The sequence below is a fragment of the Micromonospora sp. LOL_013 genome (assembly GCF_048060315.1).
GTDB lineage: Bacteria > Actinomycetota > Actinomycetes > Mycobacteriales > Micromonosporaceae > Micromonospora_E.
This window is the reverse complement of the sequence record NZ_JBHMIQ010000027.1, coordinates 47,728-74,675: the sequence shown is the minus strand read 5'-3', so window position 1 is coordinate 74,675 and position 26,948 is coordinate 47,728. Positions and strand designations below refer to the sequence as shown.

Below are 26,948 nucleotides of genomic sequence, written 5' to 3'. Positions count from 1 at the left end.
GTCGGCAAATGGTTCGCGGTGCTGCCGGCGGCCGTGACACGGTGTGCCTCGCCCGACACCGGAGGGCGAACCGCAACCACACCGCAGGAGACACCTCGTGAACACCAGCAGACGTACGGTCCTCGGCCTGCTCGCCACCGCGGCGGTCGCCGGACCCCTGGCGACGCTGCCGGCCACCCCGGCGGCCGCCGCCGACATCTACACCTCGAACACCGACCTGTACTCGGACCCGAACCTGGCCGAAGGGGTCGACTACGCCCGCCGCTACCGCCGGCATCCGCTGCTCGACAACTCCGACGCCACCGCGACGCCGTTTCCGCGTACCGCGATCATCGCCCCGCACGGCGGCGGCATCGAAGGCGGCACCTCGGAGCTGTGCCTGGCGATCGCCGGCTACCACCCGGCGGACCTGGCGGCGACCCCGCCGGCCGGCCCGACGTACGACTACTGGATGTTCGAAGGCATCCGCTCGTCCGGCAACAGCGAACTGCACGTCACCGCCAGCCACTGCGACGACGTCCCGGCGTTGTCGGTGGCGGCCGGCGCGCTGAACGTCGTCACCCTGCACGGCTGCACCCCGGGCACCGCCGGGCTTCCGTCGAACGCGCAGGCCGTCGCCGTCGGCGGCCGCAACGCGGCGTTGCGGGCCGCGCTGATCACCGCCTACACCACGGCCGGGATCACCGCGTTCGACGCCACCGGCATCCCGGCGATCGCCGGCACCGCCACCGACAACATCGTCAACCGGACGCTGCTCGGCATGGGCGCCCAGCTGGAGCTGACCACGCCGCTGCGGGCGGCGATGTTCGGCACCAACACCCGCTCCCAGCGCAAGACCACCACCAACACCCTGTTCTGGGACTTCGTGGCGGCCACCCGCACCGCCATCACGCAGATCGAGGCGACGCAGCCGATCCTGTGACGCTCACCGCGGCACCCCGCCCCGCTCCCGGGTCACAGCACCCGGGGCGGGGTGTTGCCGGCGGCGACGATCGCCCGGCGCATCGGCACCGCCAGCAGCAGCACGAACCCGACCACAAAGAAGATCAACAACGAGACCAGACCCACCCGGTACGAGTTCGTCAGCTGGAACACCAGCCCGAACGCCAACGGCCCCAGCCAGCTGGTGCCCTTGTCGCTGATCTCGTAGAAGCCGTAGTACTCGCCTTCCTTACCGGCCGGGATCAGCTGGCTGAACAGTGACCGGCTCAACGCCTGAGAGCCGCCGAGCACCAGCCCGATCGCCGCGCCGAGCGCCATGAACTGCGCCGGCGCCTCGGCTGGCAGCCGGAACGCCGCCACGATCACCCCGGTCCACAGCACCAGGCTGCCCAGCACCGTCTTCCACGCGCCGATACGCTGCGCCACCGCCCCGAGCAGCAGCGCCCCACCGAACGCCAGGAACTGCACCAGCAGGATCGTCACGATCAGCGTCGACTGGCCCAGCCGCAGCTCCTCGGTGCCGTACTGGCTGGCCAACGCGATCACCGTCTGGATGCCGTCGTTGTAGACCAGGAACGCCAGCAGGAAGAACAACGTCAACGGGTACGCCTTCAGCCCGCGCACCGTACGGCCCAACTGCTTGAACCCGTCGGTGAGCACGTTACCGCCCGGCCGGGCATCGACCGCCGGATGCTCCCGCAGCCACGCCAGCGGCACCAGGGTGAACACCGCCCACCACACCCCGGCCGACACGATCGACCAGCGGGCCAGGTCCAGGGTGCGCTGCGCGTCACCGTCGACGCTGAACGACTGCACCACCACCAGGTTGACGGCCAGCAGCAGCCCACCACCGAGGTAGCCGAGCGCCCAGCCCCGGCTGGAGATCCGGTCCCGGTCGTCGGGGCCGCCCAGCTGCGGCAGGAACGAGTTGTACACCACCACGCTGGCGCCGAACGCGATGTTGGCCAGGACGAACAGCCCACCGCCGAGCAGGTAGCGGTCCCCGGTGACGAACACCATCGCGACGGTCGCCCCGGCGCCGACGAACGCCGACACCGCCAGCAGCCGCTTCTTGTGCATCGACCGGTCGGCCAGCGCGCCCATCACCGGCAGCACCAGCACCGTCAACGCCACCGACAGCGACACCAGGTACGGGAAGTACGCCCCCGGCGCCACCTCGATACCCAGCGGATACACCGACCCGGTGCACTCGTCGGCGTCGGCCGCGCAGCCGGCGGCCTGCTTGGTGACCGTGGTCAGGAACGGCCCCAGGAACACGGTGATCACGGTGGTGGAGAACGCCGACATCGCCCAGTCGTAGAAGTACCAGCCGGTGCGTTCCCGCCGGGTGCTCGACGGTGCGGCGCCGGGCGACGCCGACGGCGGCGGTACGGGCGCCGGCCCGGTGGGCGGGCCGCTGGGTGGCTCGGTGGGGTCGGCCATCGGATCCTTCGCTGTCGGTCAGTGGGCGGCGTGGTCCACGTCGACCCGCCGGTCGGGCGGCCAGTGGCCGCGGGCGAGATACACGTCACGCAACACCTCGACGTGATCGGTCATGATGCCATCCACCCCGAGGTCCAGTAACTCGTGCATCTGGGCGGGTTCGTCGATCGTCCAGACATGCACCTGCAACCCCAGCCGGTGGCAGTACGCCACGAACCGGGCGTCGACCACCCGCACCCGGTTGAACCGCACCGGCACCTGCGCGGCCACCACCGACGGCGGCAGCCGCAGTCGCCGGCCGGTCAACGACCCGACCCGCAGCCGGGTCATCGCCCGCATGCCCAGCGACGTCGCGACCCGGCCGCCGGTCGACGTCCGCAGCCGGTGCAGCCGCCGGTCGGAGAACGACGCCAGCAGCACCCGGTCAGCGGCGGCGCACCGGTCGACCGCCGCCAATGTCGGCTCCACCCCGCCGTCGGCCTTCACGTCGACGTTGAACCGCACCTGCGGCCAGCTGTCGAGCACGTCGTCGAGCCGCGGCACCACCGACGCCCCACCGACCCGCACCGTGGCCAGGTCCGCCCAGCGCAGCCGCGCGATGCTGCCCTTGTCGCCGGTCACCCGGTCCAACGTCGGATCGTGGAACACCACCGCCACCTGATCGGCGGTGCCGTGCACGTCGGTCTCCACGTACCGGTAGCCGAGCCCGACGGCGCGGCCGAACGCCTCGGCGGTGTTCTCGTCACCGCGGGCCGCGCCGCCCCGGTGCGCGAACGCGATCGGAGCCGGCGAGTCCAGGTACGCGAACCGGTGCGACACGCAACGCAGTATGCCCGCCGCCGGCAACCTGCGGGCGTACGGCAGGTTGCGCGCCGCCGGCAGTAGGGTGCCCCCATGCGGGCACTCGGCATCGACTTCGGCACCTCGAACACGGTGGCGGTGGTACGCGGCGGCGACGGCCGGGTACGGCCACTGCTGTTCGACGGCACCGCGTTGCTGCCGTCGGCGGTGTACCGCGACGCTGACGGGCAGCTGCTCGTCGGCGCGGACGCGCACCGCCGCGCCCGCATCGACCCGTCCGGGTTCGAACCCAACCCGAAACGCCGCGTCGACGACGGCACGGTGCTGCTCGGCGACGCCGACGTTCCGGTACCGCAGCTGGTCGCCGCCCTGCTGCGGCACGTCGCCGCCGAGGCCCGCCGCCAACTCGGCGGCGTTGACGAGGTCCGGCTGACCCACCCGGTGCGGTGGGGGGAGCGGCGGCGGATGATCCTCGTCCAGGCCGCGTACGCCGCCGGGCTGCCCCGGCCGACGCTGATCGCCGAACCGGTCGCCGCCGCCTCCTACTACACGTCGGCGCTGGGCGCGGCGGTACCGCCCGGCCGGGCGTTGGCCGTCTACGACCTGGGCGGCGGCACCTTCGACGCCGCCGTGGTCCGGCGCACCGCCACCGGGTTCGACGTGCTCGCCGAGCAGGGCCTGGCCGAGCTCGGCGGACTCGACTTCGACCAGGCGCTGGTCGAGCATCTCGGCGGCGTCTACTCACCCAGCCGGACCACCGTGTGGAACGGTCTGGTCGCGCCGGCCGACACCGGGTCGCGGCGGGCCCGCGCCCTGCTCTACGACGACGTCCGCGGCGCGAAGGAGACACTGTCCCGTACGGTCAGCGCCGACGTGCACCTGCCGGCGCTGGACATCGCCGCCCACGTCACCCGTGACGAACTGGAGTCGCTGATCCGCGACCACCTGGCCCGGACCGTGACGTGTCTGGCGCAGACGGTCGCCGCCGCCGGTCTGGCCCCGGCCGACCTGGTCGGTGTGTTCCTGGTCGGCGGTTCCAGCCGGATCCCGCTCGCCGCACAGCTGATCCACACCGAACTGGGGGTGGCACCGACCACACTGGAGCAGCCGGAGACCGTCGTCGCCGACGGCGCGCTGCGCCTCGGTGCCGCCGCCCGCACCGGCCTGCCCGGCCCGCGTCCACCGGCGCCGGTGCCGCCACACCCGACCCCGATGTCACCGGCGCCGCTACCGACGCCGGTCTCACCGCACCTGGCGCCGATGTCGCCGTATCCGGTGTCTGCCGCGCCGGGCCGCCCCTGGTACGACGAACACGGCCCGGTCCTGGTGGCCGCACTGGCCACCATGGTCGGCATCGCCGCCGTGGTCGTGGTCGTGCTGCTGCTGTCGGACTGACCGGACAGACCGACACCCCGCCCGCGCGGCCCCGACCAACCCGGCCGGTCCGGTACAGTGCGCCGGTGCAGACCGACACCCTGACGGCGACTGGTCGTCTGGTCCGTGCGTCGGCCGCCGTCGTGGTGTTCGCCCTGCTGACCGCAGGCACACTGTGGGGCACCGACGACCATTTCCCGTTCGGACCGTTCAGCATGTACGCCGGCGTCAACGGCCCGAACGATCCGGCGCCGGACACCCGGGTCGAAGGCGTCGACGCCACCGGACGGACCCTGGTGCTCAACGAACGCAACGCCGGGGTACGCCGCGCCGAGGTCGAAGGACTCGAATCGACCTACGTCGACGACCCGGGGCGACTCGAGCTGATCGCCGACAGCTACGCGCGGATGAACCCGGACGCGCCGCTGATCGTCCGGGTCACCGTCATCGTACGGCTGCACGAGATCCGCAACAGTTCTCTCACCGGGCGGTGGTACGACGAGACCCGCGCCGAATGGGAGCGGCCGTGATCAGCCGCTGGTTGTTCGCCGCCGTCCCGCTCGGGCGGGTCGCCGCGCTGCGCACCGTCACCTACCTGTTCATCGTGTTCGACCTCCTGGTCTACATGTCGTGGGTGCGTACCCGCGGTGACGTGCCGGCCGAACTGTACGAGCCGCTGGCGTTCGCCCGGGTCCTGCACCTGACGGCACCGACCGGTGCCGTCGTCGACGTCATCTGGTGGTCGTTGCTGCTGCTGGCGCCCCTGGCGGCGACCGGCCGGTTCCCGCGGACACTCGGCTGGTCCGTGTTCACGTTCTACTTCGCGTGGCTGATCGTCGCGATGAGCTACGGCAAGGTCGACCACGACAAGTTCGCGTTCCTGCTCGCGCTCGCCGTGCTGCCCACCGTCGGCGCCGCTCGGCACGGCGACGACCGGCCCAGCCAGGCCGCCGGCTGGTCATTGCGGATGATCCAGATCGCCGTGGTGTGCACCTACTTCTTCGCCGCGTACGCGAAGATCCGCTTCGGCGGCTGGGGTTGGTTGACCGGCAGCGTCCTGGCCCGCGCGTTCCTGCGCCGCGGCTCGGAGCTCGCCGACCTGATCGCCGCCGTGCCGTACGCGCTGATCGCCGCCCAGATCGGCATCGTCGTGTTCGAGGCGCTCAGCCCGCTGGTCTTCCTGACCCGGGGCCGACTGCGGTACGCGGTGATCGGCTTCTTCTACTCGTTCCATCTGCTGTCGTTCGCGACGATCTCCATCTCGTTCGCCCCGCACCTGGTGGCGATGGGCGCGTTCCTGCCACTGGAGAAGGTCCGGCCGGTCGTGTGGGCGCGGCGGCTGACCGGCCGCCACCGGGCACCCGGCCCGGACCGCCCGGACGGTGACGGCGACCAGGATCGCGGGCCGGGTGGCGGCCCGGCGCGTCGGGCCGGCCCCGACGCGCCGGCTGCGCGGGATCGGACACATCCGGTGGCACCGGCTGGCGCCGACGCGGGACAATGATCGTATGAGTGACGCCAGCGCACCCTCGGGCACCTTCGTCTACGACGGCGACTGCGCGTTCTGCACCATGTGCGTCCGGTTCATCGAACGTCGGGTGCCCAGCGACGCCACCGTCGTGCCGTGGCAGTGGACCGACCTGGCCGCGCTGGGGCTGACCCGTGACCAGGCGATGACCGCCGTGCAGTGGGTGCCGTCCGACGCAGCCGGCTCGTCCGCCGGGCCGGCGGCGATCGCCGCCCTGCTGCGTACCAGCAATCCGCTGTGGCGGGCCGCCGGGGCTGTCCTCGGGTTGCGCCCGGTCACCGCCCTGGCCTGGCCGGTGTACCGGTGGATCGCCGACAACCGGCACCGGCTGCCCGGCGGCACCGCCGCCTGCGCCGTGCCGCCGGCCAACCGGACCGGACCGCTCCCGTCGGGAACCGGGGTCACACCCTGATCCTGCCTGGTCAGCTCCCGGAGGACCAGAACCGGGCCAGCGCGCTGGTCGCCGGGTCGTCGCTGGCCAGCAACGCCGCCCACAGGTCACCGCCGGCGACGGCGTGCACCCCTGCGTAGCCGGCCAGGTCGACCGGGTCGACCGGGTCGACGTGCGGCACCGCAGCGCCGACCAGGCCGCCGTCGCCGAGCAGCTGCGGGTCCGCCCACGGCCAGCCGTCCACCGGCGTCGGCACCCCCGCCGGATCCAGTGGCGGCGGGAACTGCGCCTCCGGCCACCCGTCGGCCCCCGCCGGCACGTCCGGGTCGACCCCGGGCGGCGGATCCGCCGCGCCGAAACCCTGCTCGGCCGTCGGTTCCGCACCGAACCCGGCGTCCACCGGACCGGCCGGGTCCGCGCCGGACAGGTCGTCGCCGTAGCCCAACGCCGGCACCGCGTCACCCCCGCCGTACCCGCCGTCGCCGTATTTGCCCTCGTCGGCGATGTCGCCGGTCAGGTCGTCGCCGTCCGGCGGATCGGCGGCGCCGAACCCCTCCACCGGGTCGGCGGCGCCGAACCCCTCCACGGCCGGGCCGCCCGACCCGTCGTCGCCCGGCCCACCCAGATCGGCGGTGTCGGCGTCGTCCCCGGTCGGATCGTCCCCGGTCCAGTCACCGAACTCGCTGGTCATCGCGGCACCGCCTCCGCTGTCGGGGTCAACACCCGGGCCCGGGCCAGCACCTCGTCGACCTGCTTCACCCGCGCCCGGACGGCATCGCGGCGGGCCTGCGCCGCCGACCGCCGCCGCGCCCGGTCCGCCTTGTCCCGCGCCAACGCCGCGTCGATGTCGGCGATGTGCGCGTCCAACTGCGCCAACCGCCGCTCCACGGCGTCGTCCAACGCCACCGTCAACGCGTACTGCAGGTCGGTGAACCGCTGCGCCAACTCGTCGGTCAACGCCGCCCGCGCCTCGCCGAGCACCTCCCGCAGCCACACCCGGGCCTGCTGCCGGTCGCTGGCGACCCGCCGCCGGAACAGGATGAACGCGCCGGCGGCCAACCCCAGACCGAGCCCGGCGACCGGGATCAGCAGACCACCGCCGACCAGCGCCCCGGCACCCAACGCCGACGCGCCCGCCGCGACCCCCCGACCGGCCATGAACGCCATCCCGCCGGCCGACAACGCCACCATCACGTTGTCACCGCCGCCACCGTCACGCCGCGGCCGGGTCGCCAACGCGTGCCGCAACGTGCCGTTGATCCGCTGCAGCACGAACTGCAGCTCGGCCGGCGCGAACACCTGCGCCAACGTCCGCTCGGCGACCTTGTGGAACCGGAACCGCAGATCGTAGGACAACTGCAGCGACAACGCGTGCAACGCCCGGTCCACCTCGGCCGGCAGCGCTTTCAACGCCTCCCCGCGGGCCGCGTCGATCCGGGTCAGGAACTGCTCCTGCAACCCACCGACCGCGGTCCGCAGCCGGCCCGTCGCCTCCACCCGGGCCCGCTGCGTCTCCGTGTTCAACGCCAACGACCACTGCCGCGCCTCGGTCCGTTTCCGCGCCGCCAACCCGGCCCGGTCCCGTTTCACCCGCTCCACCTCGGCCGGATCCGGGTCACACGCGGCGACCCGCTCACCGGCGGCCAGATCCAGCCGGACCAGTTCGCTGCGCACCGTGCGCAGCACGTTCGCCTGGGCCAGCAGATGCCCGTTGCCGGCCAACTCCACCAACGCGTGCTGCAGCGGCGCCACCCGCGACTCACCGACCAGCTCACCGGCGGTCTCCGCCGGCAGCGTCAACGCCAACTCGGCCAGCCGCGCCGACACCGGGAACCAGGCGGCGGATGCGAACCTCGGCGCGTGCGCCTGCAGCTGCGCCCGGTTGTCAGCCAGGATCGTCCGCCACCCCGGATAGGCGTCGACCTTCGTCAACGCGAACACCACCACGTCGACCCGTTTGCTCGCCTCGATGAGAAAGTCCAGCTCCGGCCGGGTCAACGGCGTCGACGCGTCCACCACGAACAGCAGGGCCGCCGCCCGCGACACCGCGTCCAACGCGATCTCGGTGTGCGCCGGATCCAACCCGCCGGCACCGGGGGTGTCCACCAGCGTCAGATACTGCAGCAGCGGCGCCGGGCAGGTCACCGCGATCCGCCGCGGCGGACGCATCCCGTCCGGCAGCGCCGCCGCCACCGTCGCCCAGTCCGCCAGCCGGTCCACCGGCACCGGCACCGGCTCGTCGTGGCCCGGCACGAACGCCTGCGCCGACGTCGTCGCCCCGTGACCGAACTCCAGGTACGCCGACGTCGCCACCGCCGCGTCCACCGGCGACAGACCGGTCACCCCGATCAACGCGTTCACCAACGAACTCTTGCCGCGCTTCGTCTCACCGACGACCACCACCGACGGCCGGGTCACCTCCCGGCGCCGCTGCGCGTCGATCTCCGCCGCCGCCTCCGCGTCCAGGGTGCGGACGAACCCGAGACACGTGTCGACCGCCCCGGACAGCAGCGCACCCAACGCCGCCGGGCCGCCGCTCACCGCGACACCGCCCGCGCCTGCTGCGACAGCAGATGAAACCCACGGTGGGCGACCAACGCCACCCGCGACTGCGCCGGCGACGCCCCGGCGACCGCGAACACCCGCCACCGGGTCGCCGCCTCCACCGCCGCCGCCGACAACTCCTGCGCCGACGCCGACGGCAGCTCCAGCACCCAGCGCGGATCCGCCGACAACGCCAACCGGGTCAACTCCCGCTCCATCGGCTCCGGCAGCTCCACCGCGCCCGTCGTCACCTGCTGCGCCACCTCCAACAGCCGCAGCCGGTGGTACTCCGGCTGGTGCAGCAGCCGCTCCACCGCGTCCCGCAGCAACTCCCGGTCACCCGGATGCGCCGTGTGGCTGGCCACCTTCTCCAGGCACGACAACGCCCACCCGGCCTTGATCGCGTCGGTACGCCACCGGAACGCCTCGTCCAACGTGTGCCGCAGCCGCGCGAACCCCGACGCCGCGTACAACGCCCGCACCAGATCCCCCGACGCCAACTGCGGCGACGCCTGCAGCTGCGCCACCGCGAACCCCACCCCGTACAGGTCGAGCAGCGCCAGCAGCCGCTCACGCTGTCGGCGCGGCACCGGAGCCTCCCGCGACACGAACAGGTCCACCGACGCCAGCAGCACCGCCCGCTGCGCCGCCGGCAACCCGGCCAACGTCCGCAGCGCCTCACAGTCGGCCGCCGTCAACCGGCCCGCCTCGGTCGTCTCCGCCAACAGCCCCACCGTCGGCACCACATCGGACACCACCCGCCGCAGCACCCGGGTCTGGTCGGCCGACAACGGCGCCGCCACCGGCCACGGATCCGCCCCACCGGCCACCAGCTTGTCGACCTTGTTGAACAGGCCCACCGAGTTGATCGGACTGCTCGACAGCCGCGCCGACACCGACCGGAACGCCTCCAACGCCCGGACGTCGTCGTCGCGGACCGCCTGGGTGAACACGTACACGATCGCCTCGGCCCCGGACACCGCACCGACCGAGTCACCGTCGATCCCGGCGTCGAACGGCGCCGTGTCGTCCACCGGGCCGCCGCCGGAACCGGACGGCGCACCCGCCCCGGCGAACAGGAACCCCCGCGCCGACTCGCTCACCCCGGCACTGGTCGACGACAACCCCGGCGTGTCGATCACCGTCAACTCCCGCAGCCGGTCACTGGTCAACGTGACGTCGACGAACGCGACCCGCGCCCGCGGCACCCCCAGCCGCTGCGGAATCACCCCCGAAGGATCCAGCGGCAGACTCACCCGGCTGCCGTCCCGGCGTACCACGTCCACCCGGTCGGCCGTGCCGTACCGGAACTGGGTCACCACTCGGGTGCACTCACCCACCTCCGTCGGCGCCACCCGCCGCCCGATCAACGCGTTCACCAGCGTCGACTTGCCGGCCTTCAACCGGCCGGCGATCGCCACCCGCAGCGGCTCGTCCAACCGCCGCCGCACCCGCAGCACCTCACCGCCGGCGGCCACGCTCACCCGGGGACCCACCTCGTCACACAACGCGGCGACCCGACCACTCAACGGGCCGGCGTTCACAGCCGACCCCCCGCCGCCCGGTCAACGGCGACAACGGGCATCCGACGGCGGCACACACTCATCTCGCTGGTCGTCCTCCCGACAGCACGGCACCCGGTGGTGCGCCCACCACCGGCATCCACCGTACGAATATCCTCACCGGCGCAGGATCCCATGTTCGTGCCAACCTCGCCCGGCGGGGCCACGAGCCGTAGCAGCGGGGGAGGAGGACAAGTGCGGCACCCAGCCGGCGGACACCCCGCCCGCACCCGACCCGACGGCACCACCGCCAGCGGCAGCGTCCCCACCGGGACCGACGCCGACGCCGTGACGGCCGCCGCGCGACGGCTGACCCGCCCCGGGATCGTCGTACTGACCGGGCCACCCGGCAGCGGACGCAGCACCCTGCTGCGCCGGGTCGCCGCCGCCACCACCGGGCCCGTGCACACCGGCGGCGGCCTCGCCGCCCTCGGCCACGTCCCGGCGTTCCCCCTCAGCCATGCCCTGCGGGTACGGCTGCCCGGCCACGACACCGCGCTGCTCGCCGAAGCTGTCCGCTCCCGGGTCCGCCACGGCCTGCTCGTCCTCGACGACCTGCAGTGGGCCGACCCGGCGACCGTCGCCGCCCTGCCCGGCATCGCCCGGCACTGCCGGGTCGTCGCCGCCCTGCGCACCCCGCACCAGCTGCCCGGCACCGCGCTCGACCCGCTGCGCGGCGACACCGGCCTGTGGCTGACCGTGCCGGCACCCGACCCGGACACCCTCGCCGACCTGATCCGCCGCACCGCACCCGCGCTCGACCCGGCGACCGTCGCCGCCGTGGCCCGCCACGCCGGCGGCAACCCGCTCGCCGCCACCGCGCTGGCCCGCCACGCCGCCCGCACCGGCACCCCACCCACCGTCGGCGTCCCCGGCGGCGGCGAGCTCGACCAGGTCGGCTACGCCGTCGCCGCCGCGCTGGCCACCCTCACCCGCCCCGCCCGCACCGCACTGGCCGCCCTCGGCCTGCTCGGCCACGGCGCCCCGGCGAGTCTGCTCGGCCACGGCGTCACCGAACTCACCGCCGCCGCCCTGGTGCACACCGGCGACGACGGACTGGTCACCCCGACCTCGCCGTACCAGGCCACCGTCGCCGCCGGCCTGCTCGACGACCCGACCCGCCGCGCCCTGCACCGCCGCCTCGCCGACCTCGTCACCGACCCGCTGGCCGCCGCCCGGCACCTCGCCGCCGCCGGTGACACCACCGCCGCCTACCGGCGGGCGGTCACCGCCGCCGACACCGCCGCCACCGGCGGCGCCCGTGCCGAGTTGCTGCTGTTCGCCAGCGCGCAACCCGACGCCACCGAACCGGTCCGCCGCGCCGCCGCCCGCGCCGCGCTCACCGCCGGGCGGCCCCGCAGCGCCGCCGACCTGCTCACCGGCACCACCCTGCCCACCCCCGACACCGCCGTGCTGCGCGCCGAGGCACTACTGCAGGCCGGCGACCCGACCGCCGCCCGCGCTGCCGCCGCACCGGTTCCCGACGACGCCCCACCACCGGTGGTCGCCGCCCGCGACCGGGTCCTGCTGCTCGCCGACCTGGCCACCGACCCCACCTCCGCCGCCACCCGCGCCACCACGATCACCCGCCGGCACGGACCCGAACCGGCCCACCTGGGGCTACGCGCCGCCCTCGCCGCCACCGCCGCCGCCGACCGCCACCCCGGCTGGGAGTACGCCCTCGCCGGCACCGCAGCGGCCGCCGGCGCCGCCGGTGACCTGCTCACCGCCCGGTGGACCGCCTGGCACCTGGTGCAGACCCTCGCCGGCGACGGACGGCTCACCGAGGCCGCGCAGGCCTCGGTGGCGGCCGCCACCGCCTGCGCCGCCGACCTCGCCTACAGCTGGCAGGTCCGGTTCACCGCCGCCCGGCTGTGGTGCCTGGCCCTACGCGGCGACCCGACCGGCCCGGCCACGGCCGGCACCGGCGCGCAGACCGCCGACCAGGGCGATCTGCTGCCCGCCCCCGGCGACGCCCTGCTGCGCGCCGCCGCCGACCTGACCGACCGCACCCTGCCGGCCGCCGCCCACGACTACGCCGTCGCCGCCGCCGGCCTGCTCGAAGCCGACGGCGGCCTGCTCGCCCTGGCCCGCGCCCGGCTCACCGGTACCCCCGCAGCCCCGGCCACCGCCGTGCTGGACTGGGTGGCCCGGGAAGCCGCCTGGCTCGACGGCCAACCGGACCAGGCCGCCACCGCAGCGCCCCACGTCCCCGTACCGCCGCTGGTCGACGGGCTGCGGCGGATCACCGCCCACTGGGCCGCCCACGACGGCGCCCACCCCGCCACACCGCCGGCCGCCACACCGGTGGCGCTGCCGTCGCCGGCCGCCGCCACCGTCACCGCCTGGACCGCCGGCGATCCACGGCAGTTCGCCCACGCCGCCGACACCTGGCGCGACGTCGCCGTCCGCGAACAGGTCCGCTGCCTGCTCGCCCACGGCCTGCACGAACCCGACCCCGCTCGGGCCGTACCCGCCCTGCTCGCCGCCGAGTCCCTCGCCGACCACGCCGGACTGGTCGTCCTGCTCGGCCGGATCCGCCGCGCCCTGCGCCGGCACGCGGTCCGCCGCGACGAACGCGGCCCCCGCAGCGGCGACCTGCTCACCGCGCGGGAACGCGACGTGCTGCGGCTGGTCGCCAACGGCGAACCCACCCGCCGGATCGCCAACCAGCTCGGCATCTCCACCGAGACCGTGGAAACCCACGTCCGCGCCGGGATGCGTAAACTCGGTGCCCGCACCCGTACCGAGGCTGCGGCCCTGGCGATGGAGCCCGACCGATGAGCGACCCGCCGCGCTATGTCCTCGACAGCGCCGCCGACGCCACCGCGGCGCTGCGCCGGCTGGCCCGCGACGGCTGGACCACCCGGGAAGGGTTCGCCGTCACCGACCCCACCTGGGACCTCACCACCGCCCGGATCGCCCTGTACGGGCGGGTCCCGGACACCGACACCGTCGCCCTGGTGGTCCTCGCCGCCGCCAGGGGCGCCGCCGTCGTGGCCATCTGCGACCCGGCCGGCGACCTCGGCCGCGCCCTGCTCGACGACCTGTCCCGCCTCGGGCAGGTACTGCGCCACGCCGAGGCCGAACCACCGGCCGCGGCGGCCACCGGCACCGTCACCCTCATACCCGAGCAGCGGGCACTGCTGGAACGGCTCGCCAACGGCGAGACCATCGCCGCCGCAGCGGCGGCCGAGTTCCTGTCGCTGCGTACCGCGAACCGGCGCATCGCCCAGGCACGCGGCGCCCTCGGGGTCCGCACCACCCGCGAAGCCGTCCTCGCCTACCTGCGGCACCGACCCGCACGCTGAGCCCTGCGCGGGCCGGTCACCTCCGGCGTCAGGTCGCGTCCGGCGCCGGATCGGCCTGATCGGCGTCGTCGTCGGCCAGCACGTCGGCGGTTGCCCCGTCCGGCACCACGTCATCCCGGCCGCACCGGTGCCGCCGGCTCAGGTCCACCGGCCGGGTCGGGTCGACATGCCGGGGCATCGCCGGCTCGTCGGGCCGCAACCCGGCCAGGGTGTCGGTGATCGCGTCCACGATCCGCACCGTCGCCCGCTGCGCGGCACCCGGGCGGGCCGGATCGATCCCGGACAGGTCAACCGGCGGCCCGAACCGGACCGTGACCACCGGACGGCGCAGCATCGACCGCAGCACCGCCCGGACCAGGCCACGGGGCGCCGCCCACGGCAGCACCGCGTGCGCCCCCCACTGCGCCACCGGCACCACCACCGCGCCGCTGGCCAAAGCGAGCCGGGCGGTGCCGGTCTTGCCGCGCTCCGGCCACATCTGCGGGTCCAGCCCGATGCGCCCCTCCGGGTACACCAGGACCACCGAGCCGTCGGCCACCGCACGCGCGGCCGCCCCCAACGCCTCAGCGACCGTGCTGGTCCGCCGGTCCACCCGGATGTGCCCGGCTCGGCGCATCACCGCGCCGAGCAGCGGCGCCCGGAACAACCCACCGGTGGCCAGCACCCGGGGCGCGACCCGGCGCGCCTGGCAGGCGGCGGCCAGCACGACCGGATCGAACGGGCTGATGTGGTTCGCGGCCAGGATCAGCGGGCCGTCGCGTACCTCGTCGGGCACGTCGCCACTGACCCGTAGCCGGGCGACCAGCGCGACGACCAGCCGGGCGGTGGCCTGCAGCACCCGCCACAGCAGCGGGGCCCGCCAGCGGGGCGGGAGGGCGGCGGTGTCGTCCATCGACCGTCGATCGTCGCACAGCGGGACGCGCCGGTGGGTTCCGCTGTGCGGGGACACCGGCGCGGGCGGGGGTGACGGCGGCCGGGACGGACGTCCCGGGCGAGAGGGGACCTCCGACCCTGGCCACCAGAACGACAGGTTGTAGTATGTACTACGCTTGGTAGTATCTAGATGGGGGAGCCGTGGACGCGCTCGACATAGCCCGCTGGCAGTTCGGTGTCACCACCGTCTACCACTTCCTGTTCGTCCCACTCACCATCGGACTCAGCCTCCTCGTCGCCATCCTGCAGACCGCCTGGCACCGCACCGGCGACGACCGCTACCTCAAACTCACCAAGTTCTACGGGAAACTCTTCCTCATCAACTTCGCCATGGGCATCGTCACCGGCATCGTGCAGGAATTCCAGTTCGGCATGAACTGGAGCGACTACTCCCGCTTCGTCGGCGACATCTTCGGCGTACCACTCGCCATCGAAGCCCTCCTCGCCTTCTTCCTCGAATCCACCTTCCTCGGACTCTGGATATTCGGCTGGGGGAGACTCCCCAAGGCACTGCACCTCGCCACCATCTGGCTCGCCTCGTTCGGCAGCATCATCAGCGCCTGGTTCATCCTCGCCGCCAACTCCTGGATGCAGAACCCCGTCGGCTACCGCATCAACCCCGGCACCGGCCGCGCCGAACTCACCGACTTCATCGCCGTACTCACCAACAAGGTCACCCTCATCACCTTCCCGCACACCCTCGCCGGCTGCTTCATGGTCGCCGGCGCCCTCGTCCTCGCCATCGCCATCTGGCACCTCGTCCGCCACCCCGGCGGCCCCGACACCCCCGCCTTCCGCACCGCCACCAAACTCGGCGCCTGGACCACCCTGCTCGCCACCGCCGCCGTCATCGGCACCGGCGACATCCAAGGCAAGATCATGACCCAGGTCCAGCCCATGAAAATGGCCGCCGCCGAAGCCCTCTACACCACCGAAAGCCCCGCGTCCTTCTCCGTCGTCACCGTCGGCACCCTCGACGGCAGCCGCGAAATCTGGACCCTCAAGATCCCCCACCTGCTGTCCTGGCTGTCCACCGGCGACCCCGCCGGCGAAGTCCAGGGCATCAACGACCTGCAGGCCCAGTACGCCGCCCAGTACGGCCCCGGCAGCTACACCCCGATCATCCCCGTCACCTACTGGAGCTTCCGCTTCATGATCGGATTCGGGCTCGCCACCGCCGCCATCGCCCTCTGGGCCCTCTGGGCCACCCGACGCGGCCGAACCCCCACCGGCCGCTGGCTACTGCGCGCCAGCCTCACCCTGCCCGTCCTACCCCTACTGGCCAACACCTTCGGCTGGATATTCACCGAAATGGGCCGCCAACCCTGGATCGTCTTCGGCGAAATGCTCACCCGCGACGGCGTCAGCCGCAGCGTCTCCCTCACCGAAGTCATCACCTCCTTCACCGCCTTCACCCTCATCTACGCCGCCCTGGCCGTCATCGAAGTCAAACTCCTCATCCGCTACGCCCGAAACGGCCTACCCGACCTCACCGACCCACCACCACCGGACGACACCGACGACACCACCACCGACCGGCCCCTGGCCGCCGCCCACTGACCACCCACCGGAGACCCCTCGTGGAACTCACCACCGTCTGGTTCGGGCTCATCGCCACCCTGTTCACCGGCTACTTCATCCTCGAAGGGTTCGACTTCGGCGTCGGCGTCCTCGCCCGCCTCACCGGCCGCACCGAATCCGAACGACGCGCCGCGCTGAGCACCATCGGACCCGTCTGGGACGGCAACGAGGTCTGGCTCATCACCGCCGGCGGCGCCATGTTCGCCGCCTTCCCCGAGTGGTACGCCACCCTCTTCTCCGGCTTCTACCTACCGCTGCTGCTCATCCTCATCGCCCTCATCCTGCGCGGCGTCGCCCTCGAATACCGCGACAAGCGCCCCGAAACCCAGTGGCGTACCCGCTGGGACAACGCCATCCTCGCCGGCTCCGTCGTCCCCGCCGCACTCTGGGGCGTCGCCTTCGCCAACATCGTCGCCGGCGTACCGCTGGACGCCGACCACGAATACACCGGCACCCTGCTCACCCTGCTCAACCCGTACGCCCTGCTCGGCGGCGCCACCACCACCGCCCTGTTCATCACCCACGGCGCCGTCTTCCTCGCCCTCAAGACCACCGACGACCTACGTCACCGCGCCCGCCGCGTCGCCAGCTGGACCGGCCTGGCCGCCGCCGCACTCGCCATCGCCTTCCTCACCTGGACCCTCACCATCCGCGCCACCCCCACCGCCGTCGCCCTCGCCGTGACCGCGGCACTCGCCCTCGTCGCCGGGCTGGCCGCCAATCAGGTACGCCGCGAAGGCTGGGCCTTCACCGGCACCGCCACCGCCATCGGCCTCGCCGTCGCCACCCTGTTCGCCACCCTGTTCCCGACCGTCCTACCGTCCACCACAGACCCCGCCGGTACCCTCACCACCACCAACGCCGCATCCACCCCCTACACCCTGACCATCATGACCTGGGTCGCCGCCGCGCTCACCCCCATCGTCCTGCTCTACCAGGGCTGGACCTACTGGATCTTCCGCCGCCGGGTCAGCGTCACCGACCAGCCCAGCCACTGACCCGCGCCACGTCGACCCGTCGCCGGCGGGCCACCGCGCACCGTCGGTGCCCGCTCGACCCAAGCAGGTGGTCCAGCGGGCACCGACGGTGCGCGCGGCGACGTCAACCGACCTCCGGCAACTCCGCCAACCGTGCCTCCACCTCAGCCAGCTCCGCCCGCAACTTCTCCGCCTGCCGCTGCGCCTCGGCCCGCTCCGCCGCCAGGATCTGCTCCACCGCCTCATGCACACCCGGCACGTCCACCAACGCCACCATCTTCAACGCCTCGGCCGGCCGGACCACGTACGGCTTGGCCAACGCCTTCGCACCCTGCGTCGCCGCCACCGTCCACTCACCGTCGGTGTACGCCAACGTCACCGTCAACCCGGCCGGCGGCTTCGGCTTGGCCGCCTTCGCCGCCCGCCGCACCGGCTTCTCCGTACCAGAATCCACCGTGGACCCCTCCGTGTCCTCCCGACGCGCCACCGGCACCACCGGCGGCTCACCCAACTTGAACTCCGGCTCCACCACCGGCTCCACCGGCTCAGGCTCCGGTTTCGACTCCGCCCGCCGACCCGCCGCGCCCCGCGGCGCCACCACCAGATCACCGGGGGAGAACGGCAACTCGTCACGACCGAACCGCACCACCACCCACTCGTCGGACACCGCCGGGTCACCCAGATCCACCACCTGACCGACCTGACCGGCAATCTGCCCCGCCGACTCGGTGAACATCACCTTCGGCTTACGGCCGGCGGACACCGCCTCCCGAATCACCCCCAGCTCCTCATCCGACAACCCACCCGCAACAGCACCCGCGGCAGCCATGACACCCTTTCCGTACATCTGTTTGAGTGCTGACCTTCCTACCAGCCGCCGCCGACACCGTCGACCGCGGCCCCACCACCCACGATCACCCCGACCCGACAGCACCACCCCACACCCCACGCACCCGGCCAGCCACCAACAGACCCTGCCGGTACCCGGCCCGCGCCGCCCCCGGCCGCCGTGCCGGATCCAGCAGCCGCCGCCCGATCGCCCGCCGCGCCCACCGGTCCGGCGACACCACCACCACATCCGCCGACAGCGCCGCCACCTGCCGCGACACCGGCCGCAGATGACCCAGACCCCAACTGATCGGCGCCAGCACCACCACCGACGAGAACCCGGCGGCCAGATCCGCGTTCGTCGCCGACCGCATCCCACCGTCGACGAACCGCCGACCACCGATACGCACCGGCGGCCACACCCCCGGCACCGCACAACTCGCCGACACCGCATCCACCAGATCCGCCCCGCGCCCCGGACCTCCGAACACCACGAAATCCCCCGAGTCCGCGTCCACCGCCGTCACCCACAACCGCCGCCGCGGCCACGACCACGACGGCAACGCCTCCTCGAACACCGGCCGCCGCGACCGCCCCGCCCCGACCGCCGACACCGCGTACCGGCCGATCCTCGCCCGCGCCCGCCGGGCGTCCCGGGCAGCCACCGCCGACCACAGCAGACACGCCACCGCACCCGGCCCCATCCGGTCCGGCGACGACTCACCCGGCACCAGCTGCCCCGCGTACAGTCGCGCCGGATCCGCGCCGGAACACAACTGCGCGCCCACCACCGCACCGGCCGACGTCCCGATCACCAGGTCGGCCCCGCCCAGCTCGACCCCGGCGCGCGCCAGCCCGGACAGCACCCCGAGCTGCCAGGCCACCCCGGTCACCCCGCCGCTGCCCAGCACCAACGCCCGCGAACCCACCACACCATGTCTATTGCCCGCCACCGCCGCCGGTAACGTCACCGGCGGGCCCAGACCCGACACGGCAGCAGGGGAGAGGAGTACCGGATGGCACCGGTCACCGTGGTCACCGGCGGCAGCAAGGGGATCGGCGCCGCGACCGTACGCAGACTCGCCGCAGCCGGACACGACCTCGTCATCGGCTATCGGACCGACGTCGACGCCGCCGGGGCGGTACGCGACGACGTCGCAGCGCTCGGCCGCCGCGCCGTCACCGTCGCCGTCGACACCACCGACCCTGACTCCGTCTCGGCGCTGTTCGACACGGCCGCCGACTGTGGACCCGTCACCGGGCTGGTCAACAACGCCGGCGTCACCAGCCGGATCGGACCCTTCGTCGAGCTCACCGTCGAGGATCTGCGCCGCGTCGTCGACGTCAACCTCGTCGGCTACGTCCTCTGCGCCCAGCAGGCAGCCCGCCGGATGACCAGCGGCGGTGTCATCGTCAACGTGTCGTCGGCAGCCGCCACCCTCGGCAGCCCCGGCGAGTACGTGCACTACGCCGCCGTCAAGGCCGCCACCGACACGCTCACCGTCGGCCTGGCCAAGGAGCTCGGACCCCGGGGTATCCGGGTCAACGGTGTCGCGCCGGGCACCGTGCTGACCGGCATCCACGCCCTGTCCGGTGAACCGGGCCGTCCGGCCCGGGTGGCACCGACCGTGCCGTTGCGCCGGGCGGGGCGGCCCGAGGAGATCGCCGGCGCCGTCGGCTGGCTGCTCAGCGCCGAGGCGTCGTACACCACCGGGACAGTGCTGCGGGTCGCCGGCGGACTGTGAGTAGGCGTCCGCGCGTGGACACCGGGGTCTGCCCGGACGGCGGTTCCGGGACATTGCCGATATCAGTTCGATAATGAACATTATGTCAACTAGAGGCCTGGGTGAAGGCGACTGGCCGGCTCGGTTCGGCCCGAAGTGACCTCGCCGGGGGTCGGTGAATTCTTTCCCGGACCTCCCGTCACCGGACGTCCGACGACGCGACCGGCGCGCCGCCGGCGACACGTCCGCTTTCAGCCTCGCATCCGAGGTGTCGCCTGACCCGTACGGGGCGCTGGCGGATGCCGGGACGCTCGATCCGCTCCTTTGGTCGACATCCCCTGCCGGCCACAGCCCTCGGACAGCTCTGGCGGCAATCCGAGAAACATGCATAATATCCCTTATGCACCAATTTGTGGATCTGGTGGCGGTACGGCTCGTCGAGGACTTCCTCGCCGACCGCGCCTCCCGCAAACCCTCCCCGCACACCCTGGACGCCTACCGCCGCGACCTCGTCGCCGTCCTACGCCTGATCGGCGACTCCACCGAACCGACTCCCCTGCCCTGGACCGACGTACCGCTGGACGCGCTCGACCAACGACGGCTCCGCGCCGCGTTCGCCCGGTTCGCGGCCCCCCGCTCCCCCGCGTCGGTGCACCGGGCCTGGTCGACGTGGAACTCGTGGTTCAACTTCCTGGTCGCCGATGGCATCGCCGCCGGAAACCCGATGCCCGCCGTGGGCCGCCCCCGGGCCCCGGTGCCACTACCGAAGCCGCTGCGGGGCGAGGAGACGCCGGAGACGCTGCTGGCTGCCGCCGCCCGGACCGACCCCGGCCAGCGCGACCCGTGGCCGGAGCGTGACCTGCTGGTGGTCGCCCTCGCCCTGTGCGCCGGTCTGCGGCTCGGCGAACTGCTAGGGCTGCGGGTCGGCTCGGTCGCGGGACGTCCCGGTGAACGCCGGATCGAGGTAGCCGGCAAGGGCGGTCGGCTGCGGACCGTCCCGGTGGAGGCGGCCGTCGACGTCGTCGTCGACGGCTACCTGGCCAGCCGGCGGCGACGGTTCGGCCCCCGGTCGGTACGCCCCGGAGGTCCGCTGCTGGTCGACCGGCGCGGTGCCGCCCTACGACGCGGCGGCCTTCAGTACCTGGTGCGGTCGTGTTTCCGGCGGGCCGGGATCACCGAGCGGGTGCCGCGGGGGGCGCAGCTGCACGCGCTGCGACACACGTTCGCCACCCGGTTGGCCGAGGACGGGGCGAACGCCGCCGAGATCATGCGGCTGCTGGGCCATGCGAGCCTCACGGCCAGCCAGAACTACATCGAGGTGACGGCCGACCAGCAGCGGGCGGCGGCGCGGGCCAACCGGTCGAACCGGTCGCTGCGCCAAGTCGTCGGGCCGGCCTGAACCGGCGGTGACGGCGCTGGCCCCGAACCGGTCGGGGCCAGCGCCGTCACCGGGTGCCGGTCGAGACGGTGACGGTCAGTGGGCGGTGGTCGGAGACGGCGACGTCCGGTGCGGCGACGGCGGTCACGGCGGTCAGCGCGGGCGGCGCGTCACGCGGATCGAGCAGGATGTGGTCGAGTTGGATCCGGGGCCGGGCGGCCGGGTAGGTGGGCAGCCGGCCCAGTGGCCGCCAGCCGGTGGCCGCGGCGGCCACCCCGGCCGGCATGTTGAGGTCGCCGAGGAGGAGCCGCGGTGGCGGCATGGCCCGCAGGGCACGGGTGACGATCCGCAGCTGACGCAGGTTCCAGCCGGGTACGAACGACAGGTGGGTGGCGGCGACGGTGACCGGGCCGTGCGGGGTGTCGAGGACGGCGGCGAGCAGCACCCGTGGTTCGTCGCGTAGGAGCAGCAGCCGGGGGCCGGGGCCGCCGACGGCGACCGGAGCGGGTACGGGGGCCGGGCCGAGCCGGAGGGTCCGCCAGTGCCGGGCCGGGTACCGGCTGATCAGGCTGACCCCGTAGCGGGGTTCGTCGTGTCCGTCGTGGTCGTGACGGGGCACCCGGTAGGTGCTGCCGGGGGTGCCGACGAGGGCGGCGGCGAACCGGTGGGTGCCGGCGGTGAGCGCGGCGGCGGCCAGCGCGGTCAGGTCGAGGTGCCCGCTGCGGGGTTGGGCGTGGTCGACTTCCTGCAGGGCGCAGATGTCGGCGTCGAGGTCGACGATGGTGGCGGTGATCCGGTCGGGGTCGACGTGCCCGTCGTGGGGTGAGCGCCCGTGCAGCAGGTTGTAGGTGGCCATGCGCACACGGGCACCTTACGGGGCGCGGGTGGTGTGGCAGGGTGGCGGGATGGTGGTGAAGGCGTTGTGCTGCAGCGCGCCGGTGTTCCTGGCGGCGGGCTGGTGCGGGGTGTGGCTGCGGCGGCGTCGGGGGCGGTGAGGCGTGCCGGCCGTGCCGGTGGTGTGCCGGTCGGCTGTGGGCGGTGCAGGCCGAGGTCCGTGGGAGGTGCGGTGTCGACGGTGGAGTGTCCGGACGTGGCGGCGACGGTGGCGGCGGTGCGGCGGCGCCGGCCGGAGCTGGTGGATGCGGTGACGGCGGCGGTGCCGGGGGCACGGGCGGCGGTGCTGGCACGGTTGTGGGGTGCGTTGGGGCGTGAACCGGTGCCGGAGGTGACGGACCGTCGGGTGGTTGACGGACGGCTGGTGCTGGGGTTGGTCGACGGGCGGCGGGTGGTGGGACCGGCGGAGGCGGCGGAGTTGTTCGCGGCGGCGGGCCCGGGGCTGGGGGTGTCGGTGGTGGGGCCGGCCGGTGACCGGGCGGTGGCGGATCCGGCGGAGTTGTTGTCGGTGCTGGGGTGGCCCGGTGGTGGGGCGGTCGCCGGCGAGCTGGCGAACAGTGTGGCGAATCTGGCGTTGGCGCGGGGTGCGCGGGCGGTGGCGGGTGGTGGCGGGGGTCTGGTCCGGTCGGCGCACGGCTGGGAGCAGGCGGTCGTGGACGGGCATCCGGTGCATCCGGGGTGCCGGACCCGGGTGGGGATGTCGACGGAGGAGGTGCTGGCGTACGCGCCGGAGCATCGGCCGGTGGTGGAGGTTGAGTTGGTGGCGGTGCCGGGTGACCGGTGGGTGAGTTCGGGTTCGGGGTTGCCGCCGCTGCTGCCGGTGCATCCGTGGCAGCGGGATCATGTGCTGGGCGGGTACGGGTGGTTGCGGCCTACCGGCCGGGTGGTGCGGGTGCGGCCGTTGTTGTCGTTGCGGACGGTGGAGCCGGTGTCATCGGGTGGGGGCTGGCAGTGGAAGACGGCGGTGGATGTGCAGATGACCAGCGCGGTCCGGACGGTGTCGGTGGCGGCGGTGCGTAACGGTCCGGTGGTGACGGCGTTGGTGGCGCGGTTGGCGCGGCATGTGCCGGGGTTGTGGGTGTTACCGGAGGTGGCTGCGGGGGCTGTGGTGGTCGATGGGAGGTTGTGTCGGTCGTTGGCGGTGGTGCGACGGCGGGTGCCGCAGGTGGGCCCGGGGGTGCAGGTGATGCCGTTGGCGGCGTTGGCGGCGCCGGTGGCGGTGCCGGGTGGTCCGTCGGTGGCGGCGGGTCTGGTGCGGGCGGGGTACGGCGGTGATCCGGTGGCGTTCGTGTCGCGGTTGGCGCGGGTGGTGCTGGGGCCGGTGGTGAAGTTGCTGGGTCGAGGGGTGGGGCTGGAGGCGCACGGGCAGAACGTTTTGCTGGTGTGGCGTGGGGGTCGGCTGGTGCGGGTGTGGTATCGGGACGTGGGTGGGGTGCGGTTGGATGTGCGGCGGCTGGCTGCGGCGGGGGTGCCGGTGCCGGCGGTGTACGGCGATGTGGTGGCCGAGGATTCGGCGGAGGTGGCGGTGACGGCGGTGGCGGCGGTGGGAACGGCGTTGGGTGAGCCGGTGGCGGTGCTGGCCCGGGAGTTCGGGGTGGAGCCGCACGTGTTGTGGCGGGCGGTGGCGGTGGTGGCGCGGGACGTGGTGGCGGGGTTGCCGGCGGCGGTGCGGGGGTCGGTGGCATCGGCGGTGCTGGGTGGGCGGTGGCCGGTGAAGGCGATGTTGTCGATGCGGTTGGCGTCGGATCCGTTGACGCCGCGGTGGGCGTGGGTGGCGAGTCCGTTGGCGGGTGCGTGGTGAGCGGGGCTGGGTCGGCGGTGGGGGTGCTGTCCGGCGGCCGGTCGTGTGGTTGCGGGTTGGGTGTGGTCGGGGTGGACGCGGCGGTGACGGCGGCGGCGGCCGGGTTGGGGCGGGTGGCGCCGGACCTGGTGACGGGGTTCGGGGAGGCGGTGCCGTGGGCGGCGGGGGTGGTCGGTGGACGGCTGGTGGACGCGTTGTGCCGGGAGGATGTGGGTGGGGTGCGCCAGGCGTGGCGGGGCGCGGGCCGGTGGCACGGGTTCGACCGGTTCGTGGCCGACGCGGGGTCGGTGGCGGATCCGTTGGCGGTGTTGCCGGTGTCGGTGTTGGCGCGGCGGCGGGGGTGGGCGTTGGCGGCGGAGTTGACCGACGCGGTGGTGAATTTGGCGGTGGCGGCGACGCGGCCCGGTCCGGCGCGGGGTCCGGATGATCCGGACGGCTGGGGGGTGTGGGCCGAGCGGCTGGCGGTGACGGGGCACAACCTGCACCCGTGTGGGCGTACCCGGTTGGGGTGGTCGGTGGCGGATGTGGTGGCCCACGATGTGGAGTCGCCGGCGACGGGGGTCGGGTTCGTGGCGGTGCGCCGGGATCTGCATGTGGGTGAGGACGTGGCGGCGGAGTTGGCGCGCTGGTATCCGCAGGTGCCGGTGGCGCAGCCGGGCTGGGTGGTGCAGCCGGTGCATGTGTGGCAGCGGTCGGTGGTGTCGTCGCGGTACGCGGATCTGCTGGACCGGGGGGTGGTGCGGTTGTTGCCGGCGGTGGTGCCGGCGGTGCCGACGGCGGCGGTGCGAACGGTGCTGTTGCCGGCGGGGCGCGACGGTGCGCGCCGGTATCTGAAGTTGTCGGTGGACATTCAGGTGACGTCGACGCGGCGGACGATCTCGATGGCGAGTGTGCGTAACGGTCCGGCGTTGTCGACGGTGCTGGCGTCGTTGGTGGCGGCCGACGAGGTGGCGGCGCGGCGGCTGGTGTTGTTGCCGGAGGTGGCGGGTGCGGCGGTGCGGGTGGGGTCGGGGCGGGACATGTCGGTGATCGTGCGGGGCGGGTTGGCGGGGCGGCTGGTGCCGGGTGAGGTGGCGGTGCCGGGGGTGGCGTTGGTGACGTCGGCGCAGTTGGCGCGGCGGGTGGCGGATTTCGGTGGGGTGCGGGGGCTGGTGGGGGCGGTGGCCGGGTTGGGGTTCCTGGGGGCGTACGCGCGGGTGGTGTTGCCGCCGTTGCTGCGGTTGGCGAGCCGGTTCGGGGTGGCGTTGGAGGCGCATCTGCAGAACTGTCTGCCGACGTTCCGTGACGGGGTGCCGTATCGGTTGGTGGTGCGCGACTTCGCGGGGCTGCGGTTGTTGTTGCCGCGGTTGGCGCAGGCGGGGGTCGAGGTGGGGTTGGCGCCGGGTTCGGTGGTGGGTACCGACGACGCGGCGGTGATGCGGGCGAAGTTGGGGTACACGGCGTTGCAGGCGCATCTGGGTGAGGTGGTGTTGGGGTTGGTCACCGGGTGGGGGGTCGACGAGGCGGCGGCGTGGCGGGTGGTGCGGGAGGTGGTGGACGAGGTGTACGAGGGTCTGCGGTCGGCTGGTGGGGTCGAAGCCGGGTGGGCGGCCGACGATCATCGGGCGTGGACGGCGCCGATGGTGGCGCACAAGGCGTTGGTGCGGATGCGGTTGTCCGGTGCCGGGGACGTGTACGTGCCGGTGCGGAACCCGGTCGGTGATGCCGGGTTCGACGGCGGTCCGCCGGTGGGGGCGCGGTGACGGTGCCGGCTGTGGTGGTGCCGCCGCGGGTGGCGGCGGTGGTGGCGGAGTTGGCCGCCGGTGACGAACCGGTGTGTGCCTACGTGTACGACCGGGCGGTGTTGCGGGAGGCGGCGGCGCAGGTGCGGGCGGCGTTGCCGGCGGGTTCGGTGCTGCTGTACGCGATGAAGGCGAACGGGCATCCGGCGGTGGTGGCGGAGTTGGCGGCGGCGGTGGACGGGGTCGAGGTGGCGTCGGGTGGCGAGTTGGCGGCGGCGGTGGCGGCGGGTGCCGGTCAGCTGGTGTTCGGTGGGCCGGCGAAGACGGACGGGCAGTTGGCGGCGGCGGTGGCGGCGGGTGCGGTGGTGAACGTGGAGAGTGTGTTGGAGTTGCGGCGGCTGGATCTGGTGGCGCGGGCGGCGGGAGTACCGGCGGTGGCGGCGCTGCGGGTGAACCGGCCGGGTGGCGGGTTGGCGGGTAGTCACCGGATGGTGGGTGCGGCGACGCAGTTCGGGGTTGACGAGGCCGATCTGGGTGCGGTGGTGCAGGTGGCGGCGGAGCTGCCGGGGGTGCGGCTGGTGGGGTTCAGTCTGCACGCGGTGTCGAACAATGTGGATGCGGTGGCGCATGCGGGGTTCGTGGTGGATGCGGTGGGCTGGGCGGTGGCGGCGGCGCGGCGGTGGCGGGTGGGGTTGGAGTATGTGAATGTGGGCGGCGGGTTCGGGGTGGACTACCGGGGTGGGCGGCGGTTCGATGTGGCGGCGTTGCGGGCCGGGCTGGCGGGGTTGGTGGTGCCGTCGGGGGTACGGCTGGTGTTCGAGCCGGGTCGGCTGCTGGTGGCGGACGCCGGCTGGTATGTGGCGCAGGTGGTGGATCTGAAGCGGACGCAGGGCCGGTGGTTCGCGGTGGTGCGGGGCGGTACGCACCATTTCCGGTTGCCGGCGGCGTGGGGGTACGACCATCCGTTCGGGGTGGTGCCGGTGGACCGGTGGCCGTATCCGTTCGCCCGGCCGCAGGTGGCGGCGGTGGCGGTGGATGTGTCGGGTGAGTTGTGTACGCCGCGCGACGTGCTGTGCCGGGGGCAGGTGGTGGGGCGGCTGCGGGTGGGTGACGTGGTGGTGTTCGGCCGGGCCGGCGCGTACGGGTGGGACATTTCGCATCATGATTTCCTGCGGCATCCGTACCCGCGGATGGTGGTGGTGTGACGGGGCCGGC

23 protein-coding genes and 1 pseudogene are annotated in these 26,948 nt (G+C 73.7%); 15 read left to right on the top strand and 9 right to left on the bottom strand.

The genetic code is table 11. The features are described 5' to 3' along the window. Positions 1 to 97: 97 nt before the first annotated feature. Entirely contained in the window at positions 98 to 922 is an 825-nt protein-coding gene (locus ACFHWS_RS18980) for a poly-gamma-glutamate hydrolase family protein (protein WP_416568665.1), read from the top strand. Positions 923 to 954: 32 nt separating this feature from the next. Here the strand turns inward: ACFHWS_RS18980 and ACFHWS_RS18975 are convergent, their stop codons facing one another. Further along, positions 955 to 2,385, bottom strand: a complete 1,431-nt coding sequence (locus tag ACFHWS_RS18975) for an MFS transporter (protein WP_416568664.1) — start codon at positions 2,383 to 2,385, stop codon at positions 955 to 957. 18 nt (positions 2,386 to 2,403) lie between these two features. Next, positions 2,404 to 3,204, bottom strand: a complete 801-nt coding sequence (locus tag ACFHWS_RS18970; RefSeq protein WP_416555942.1) for a glycerophosphodiester phosphodiesterase family protein — start codon at positions 3,202 to 3,204, stop codon at positions 2,404 to 2,406. 75 nt (positions 3,205 to 3,279) lie between these two features. Between ACFHWS_RS18970 and ACFHWS_RS18965 the strand changes: the two genes are divergently transcribed. The 4 genes from ACFHWS_RS18965 (at position 3,280) to ACFHWS_RS18950 (ending at position 6,500) form a co-directional block, all read left to right on the top strand. Beyond that, positions 3,280 to 4,581: an Hsp70 family protein gene (locus tag ACFHWS_RS18965; protein ID WP_416568663.1), complete on the top strand. Its 1,302-nt coding sequence runs from the start codon at positions 3,280 to 3,282 to the stop codon at positions 4,579 to 4,581. Between the two features lie 65 nt (positions 4,582 to 4,646). Beyond that, positions 4,647 to 5,090, top strand: coding sequence for a hypothetical protein (locus tag ACFHWS_RS18960; protein ID WP_416555940.1), 444 nt, complete (start codon positions 4,647 to 4,649; stop codon positions 5,088 to 5,090). Next, the gene (locus ACFHWS_RS18955; RefSeq protein ID WP_416568662.1) at positions 5,087 to 6,064 is read left to right on the top strand and encodes an MFS transporter permease; all 978 of its coding nucleotides are present in this window, start codon (positions 5,087 to 5,089) and stop codon (positions 6,062 to 6,064) included. The genes ACFHWS_RS18960 and ACFHWS_RS18955 overlap by 4 nt, the downstream gene beginning before the upstream one ends. Before the next feature lie 4 nt (positions 6,065 to 6,068). Continuing rightward, positions 6,069 to 6,500: a thiol-disulfide oxidoreductase DCC family protein gene (locus ACFHWS_RS18950; protein ID WP_416568661.1), complete on the top strand. Its 432-nt coding sequence runs from the start codon at positions 6,069 to 6,071 to the stop codon at positions 6,498 to 6,500. 10 nt (positions 6,501 to 6,510) lie between these two features. Here ACFHWS_RS18950 and ACFHWS_RS18945 read toward each other — a convergent pair whose 3' ends face one another. Genes ACFHWS_RS18945 through ACFHWS_RS18935 form a run of 3 tightly spaced genes read right to left on the bottom strand, consistent with a single transcriptional unit; the run spans position 6,511 to position 10,567 of the window. After that, complete coding sequence (locus ACFHWS_RS18945; RefSeq protein WP_416568660.1) at positions 6,511 to 7,170, bottom strand: hypothetical protein; 660 nt, start codon at positions 7,168 to 7,170, stop codon at positions 6,511 to 6,513. Next, positions 7,167 to 9,020, bottom strand: coding sequence for a dynamin family protein (locus ACFHWS_RS18940; protein ID WP_416555936.1), 1,854 nt, complete (start codon positions 9,018 to 9,020; stop codon positions 7,167 to 7,169). The genes ACFHWS_RS18945 and ACFHWS_RS18940 overlap by 4 nt, the downstream gene beginning before the upstream one ends. Continuing rightward, positions 9,017 to 10,567: a dynamin family protein gene (locus ACFHWS_RS18935; RefSeq protein ID WP_416568659.1), complete on the bottom strand. Its 1,551-nt coding sequence runs from the start codon at positions 10,565 to 10,567 to the stop codon at positions 9,017 to 9,019. The genes ACFHWS_RS18940 and ACFHWS_RS18935 overlap by 4 nt, the downstream gene beginning before the upstream one ends. A 213-nt stretch (positions 10,568 to 10,780) precedes the next feature. Between ACFHWS_RS18935 and ACFHWS_RS18930 the strand changes: the two genes are divergently transcribed. Further along, on the top strand, positions 10,781 to 13,369 hold the full coding sequence (locus ACFHWS_RS18930) for a LuxR C-terminal-related transcriptional regulator (RefSeq protein WP_416568658.1): 2,589 nt from the start codon (positions 10,781 to 10,783) through the stop codon (positions 13,367 to 13,369). After that, entirely contained in the window at positions 13,366 to 13,896 is a 531-nt protein-coding gene (locus tag ACFHWS_RS18925; RefSeq protein ID WP_416555933.1) for a LuxR family transcriptional regulator, read from the top strand. The genes ACFHWS_RS18930 and ACFHWS_RS18925 overlap by 4 nt, the downstream gene beginning before the upstream one ends. Positions 13,897 to 14,014: 118 nt before the next feature. Here ACFHWS_RS18925 and ACFHWS_RS18920 read toward each other — a convergent pair. Beyond that, positions 14,015 to 14,788: pseudogene (locus ACFHWS_RS18920) on the bottom strand (lysophospholipid acyltransferase family protein); the annotation flags it as partial. Positions 14,789 to 14,970: 182 nt separating this feature from the next. Between ACFHWS_RS18920 and ACFHWS_RS18915 the strand changes: the two are divergent. Together ACFHWS_RS18915 and cydB are read left to right on the top strand one after the other, a co-directional pair. Then, positions 14,971 to 16,389, top strand: a complete 1,419-nt coding sequence (locus ACFHWS_RS18915) for a cytochrome ubiquinol oxidase subunit I (RefSeq protein WP_416555932.1) — start codon at positions 14,971 to 14,973, stop codon at positions 16,387 to 16,389. A 20-nt stretch (positions 16,390 to 16,409) separates the two neighbouring features. Further along, positions 16,410 to 17,408 (top strand): cytochrome d ubiquinol oxidase subunit II, encoded by a 999-nt coding sequence (gene cydB / locus ACFHWS_RS18910; RefSeq protein ID WP_416555931.1) that lies wholly within the window; start codon positions 16,410 to 16,412, stop codon positions 17,406 to 17,408. A gap of 103 nt (positions 17,409 to 17,511) precedes the next feature. Here the strand turns inward: cydB and ACFHWS_RS18905 are convergent, their stop codons facing one another. Both ACFHWS_RS18905 and ACFHWS_RS18900 read right to left on the bottom strand, forming a co-directional pair. Continuing rightward, on the bottom strand, positions 17,512 to 18,216 hold the full coding sequence (locus ACFHWS_RS18905; RefSeq protein ID WP_416555930.1) for a hypothetical protein: 705 nt from the start codon (positions 18,214 to 18,216) through the stop codon (positions 17,512 to 17,514). A gap of 85 nt (positions 18,217 to 18,301) precedes the next feature. Continuing rightward, positions 18,302 to 19,207, bottom strand: coding sequence for a patatin-like phospholipase family protein (locus ACFHWS_RS18900; protein WP_416555929.1), 906 nt, complete (start codon positions 19,205 to 19,207; stop codon positions 18,302 to 18,304). A 24-nt stretch (positions 19,208 to 19,231) separates the two neighbouring features. Here ACFHWS_RS18900 and ACFHWS_RS18895 point away from each other — a divergent pair, with 24 nt between their 5' ends. Continuing rightward, a complete protein-coding gene (locus ACFHWS_RS18895; protein ID WP_416555928.1) occupies positions 19,232 to 19,960 on the top strand; it encodes an SDR family NAD(P)-dependent oxidoreductase in 729 nt (242 codons plus the stop codon). A gap of 379 nt (positions 19,961 to 20,339) precedes the next feature. After that, a complete protein-coding gene (locus ACFHWS_RS18890) occupies positions 20,340 to 21,338 on the top strand; it encodes a tyrosine-type recombinase/integrase (RefSeq protein WP_416555927.1) in 999 nt (332 codons plus the stop codon). A gap of 46 nt (positions 21,339 to 21,384) precedes the next feature. On the opposite strand, the gene ACFHWS_RS18885 is transcribed toward ACFHWS_RS18890, so the two are convergent. Next, positions 21,385 to 22,179, bottom strand: coding sequence for an endonuclease/exonuclease/phosphatase family protein (locus tag ACFHWS_RS18885; protein WP_416568657.1), 795 nt, complete (start codon positions 22,177 to 22,179; stop codon positions 21,385 to 21,387). On the opposite strand from ACFHWS_RS18885, the gene ACFHWS_RS18880 reads away from it, so the two are divergent. From ACFHWS_RS18880 to ACFHWS_RS18865, 4 genes are all read left to right on the top strand, one after another. Further along, the gene (locus ACFHWS_RS18880) at positions 22,172 to 22,312 is read left to right on the top strand and encodes a hypothetical protein (RefSeq protein ID WP_416568656.1); all 141 of its coding nucleotides are present in this window, start codon (positions 22,172 to 22,174) and stop codon (positions 22,310 to 22,312) included. The two genes, ACFHWS_RS18885 and ACFHWS_RS18880, sit on opposite strands and share 8 nt — an antisense overlap. 71 nt (positions 22,313 to 22,383) lie before the next feature. Continuing rightward, positions 22,384 to 24,012, top strand: a complete 1,629-nt coding sequence (locus tag ACFHWS_RS18875) for an IucA/IucC family protein (RefSeq protein ID WP_416568655.1) — start codon at positions 22,384 to 22,386, stop codon at positions 24,010 to 24,012. After that, a complete protein-coding gene (locus ACFHWS_RS18870) occupies positions 24,009 to 25,754 on the top strand; it encodes an IucA/IucC family protein (RefSeq protein ID WP_416555923.1) in 1,746 nt (581 codons plus the stop codon). The genes ACFHWS_RS18875 and ACFHWS_RS18870 overlap by 4 nt, the downstream gene beginning before the upstream one ends. Beyond that, a complete protein-coding gene (locus ACFHWS_RS18865; RefSeq protein WP_416555922.1) occupies positions 25,751 to 26,938 on the top strand; it encodes an alanine racemase in 1,188 nt (395 codons plus the stop codon). Before ACFHWS_RS18870 ends, ACFHWS_RS18865 begins: the two co-directional genes overlap by 4 nt. The last annotated feature ends 10 nt before the right edge of the window (positions 26,939 to 26,948 follow it).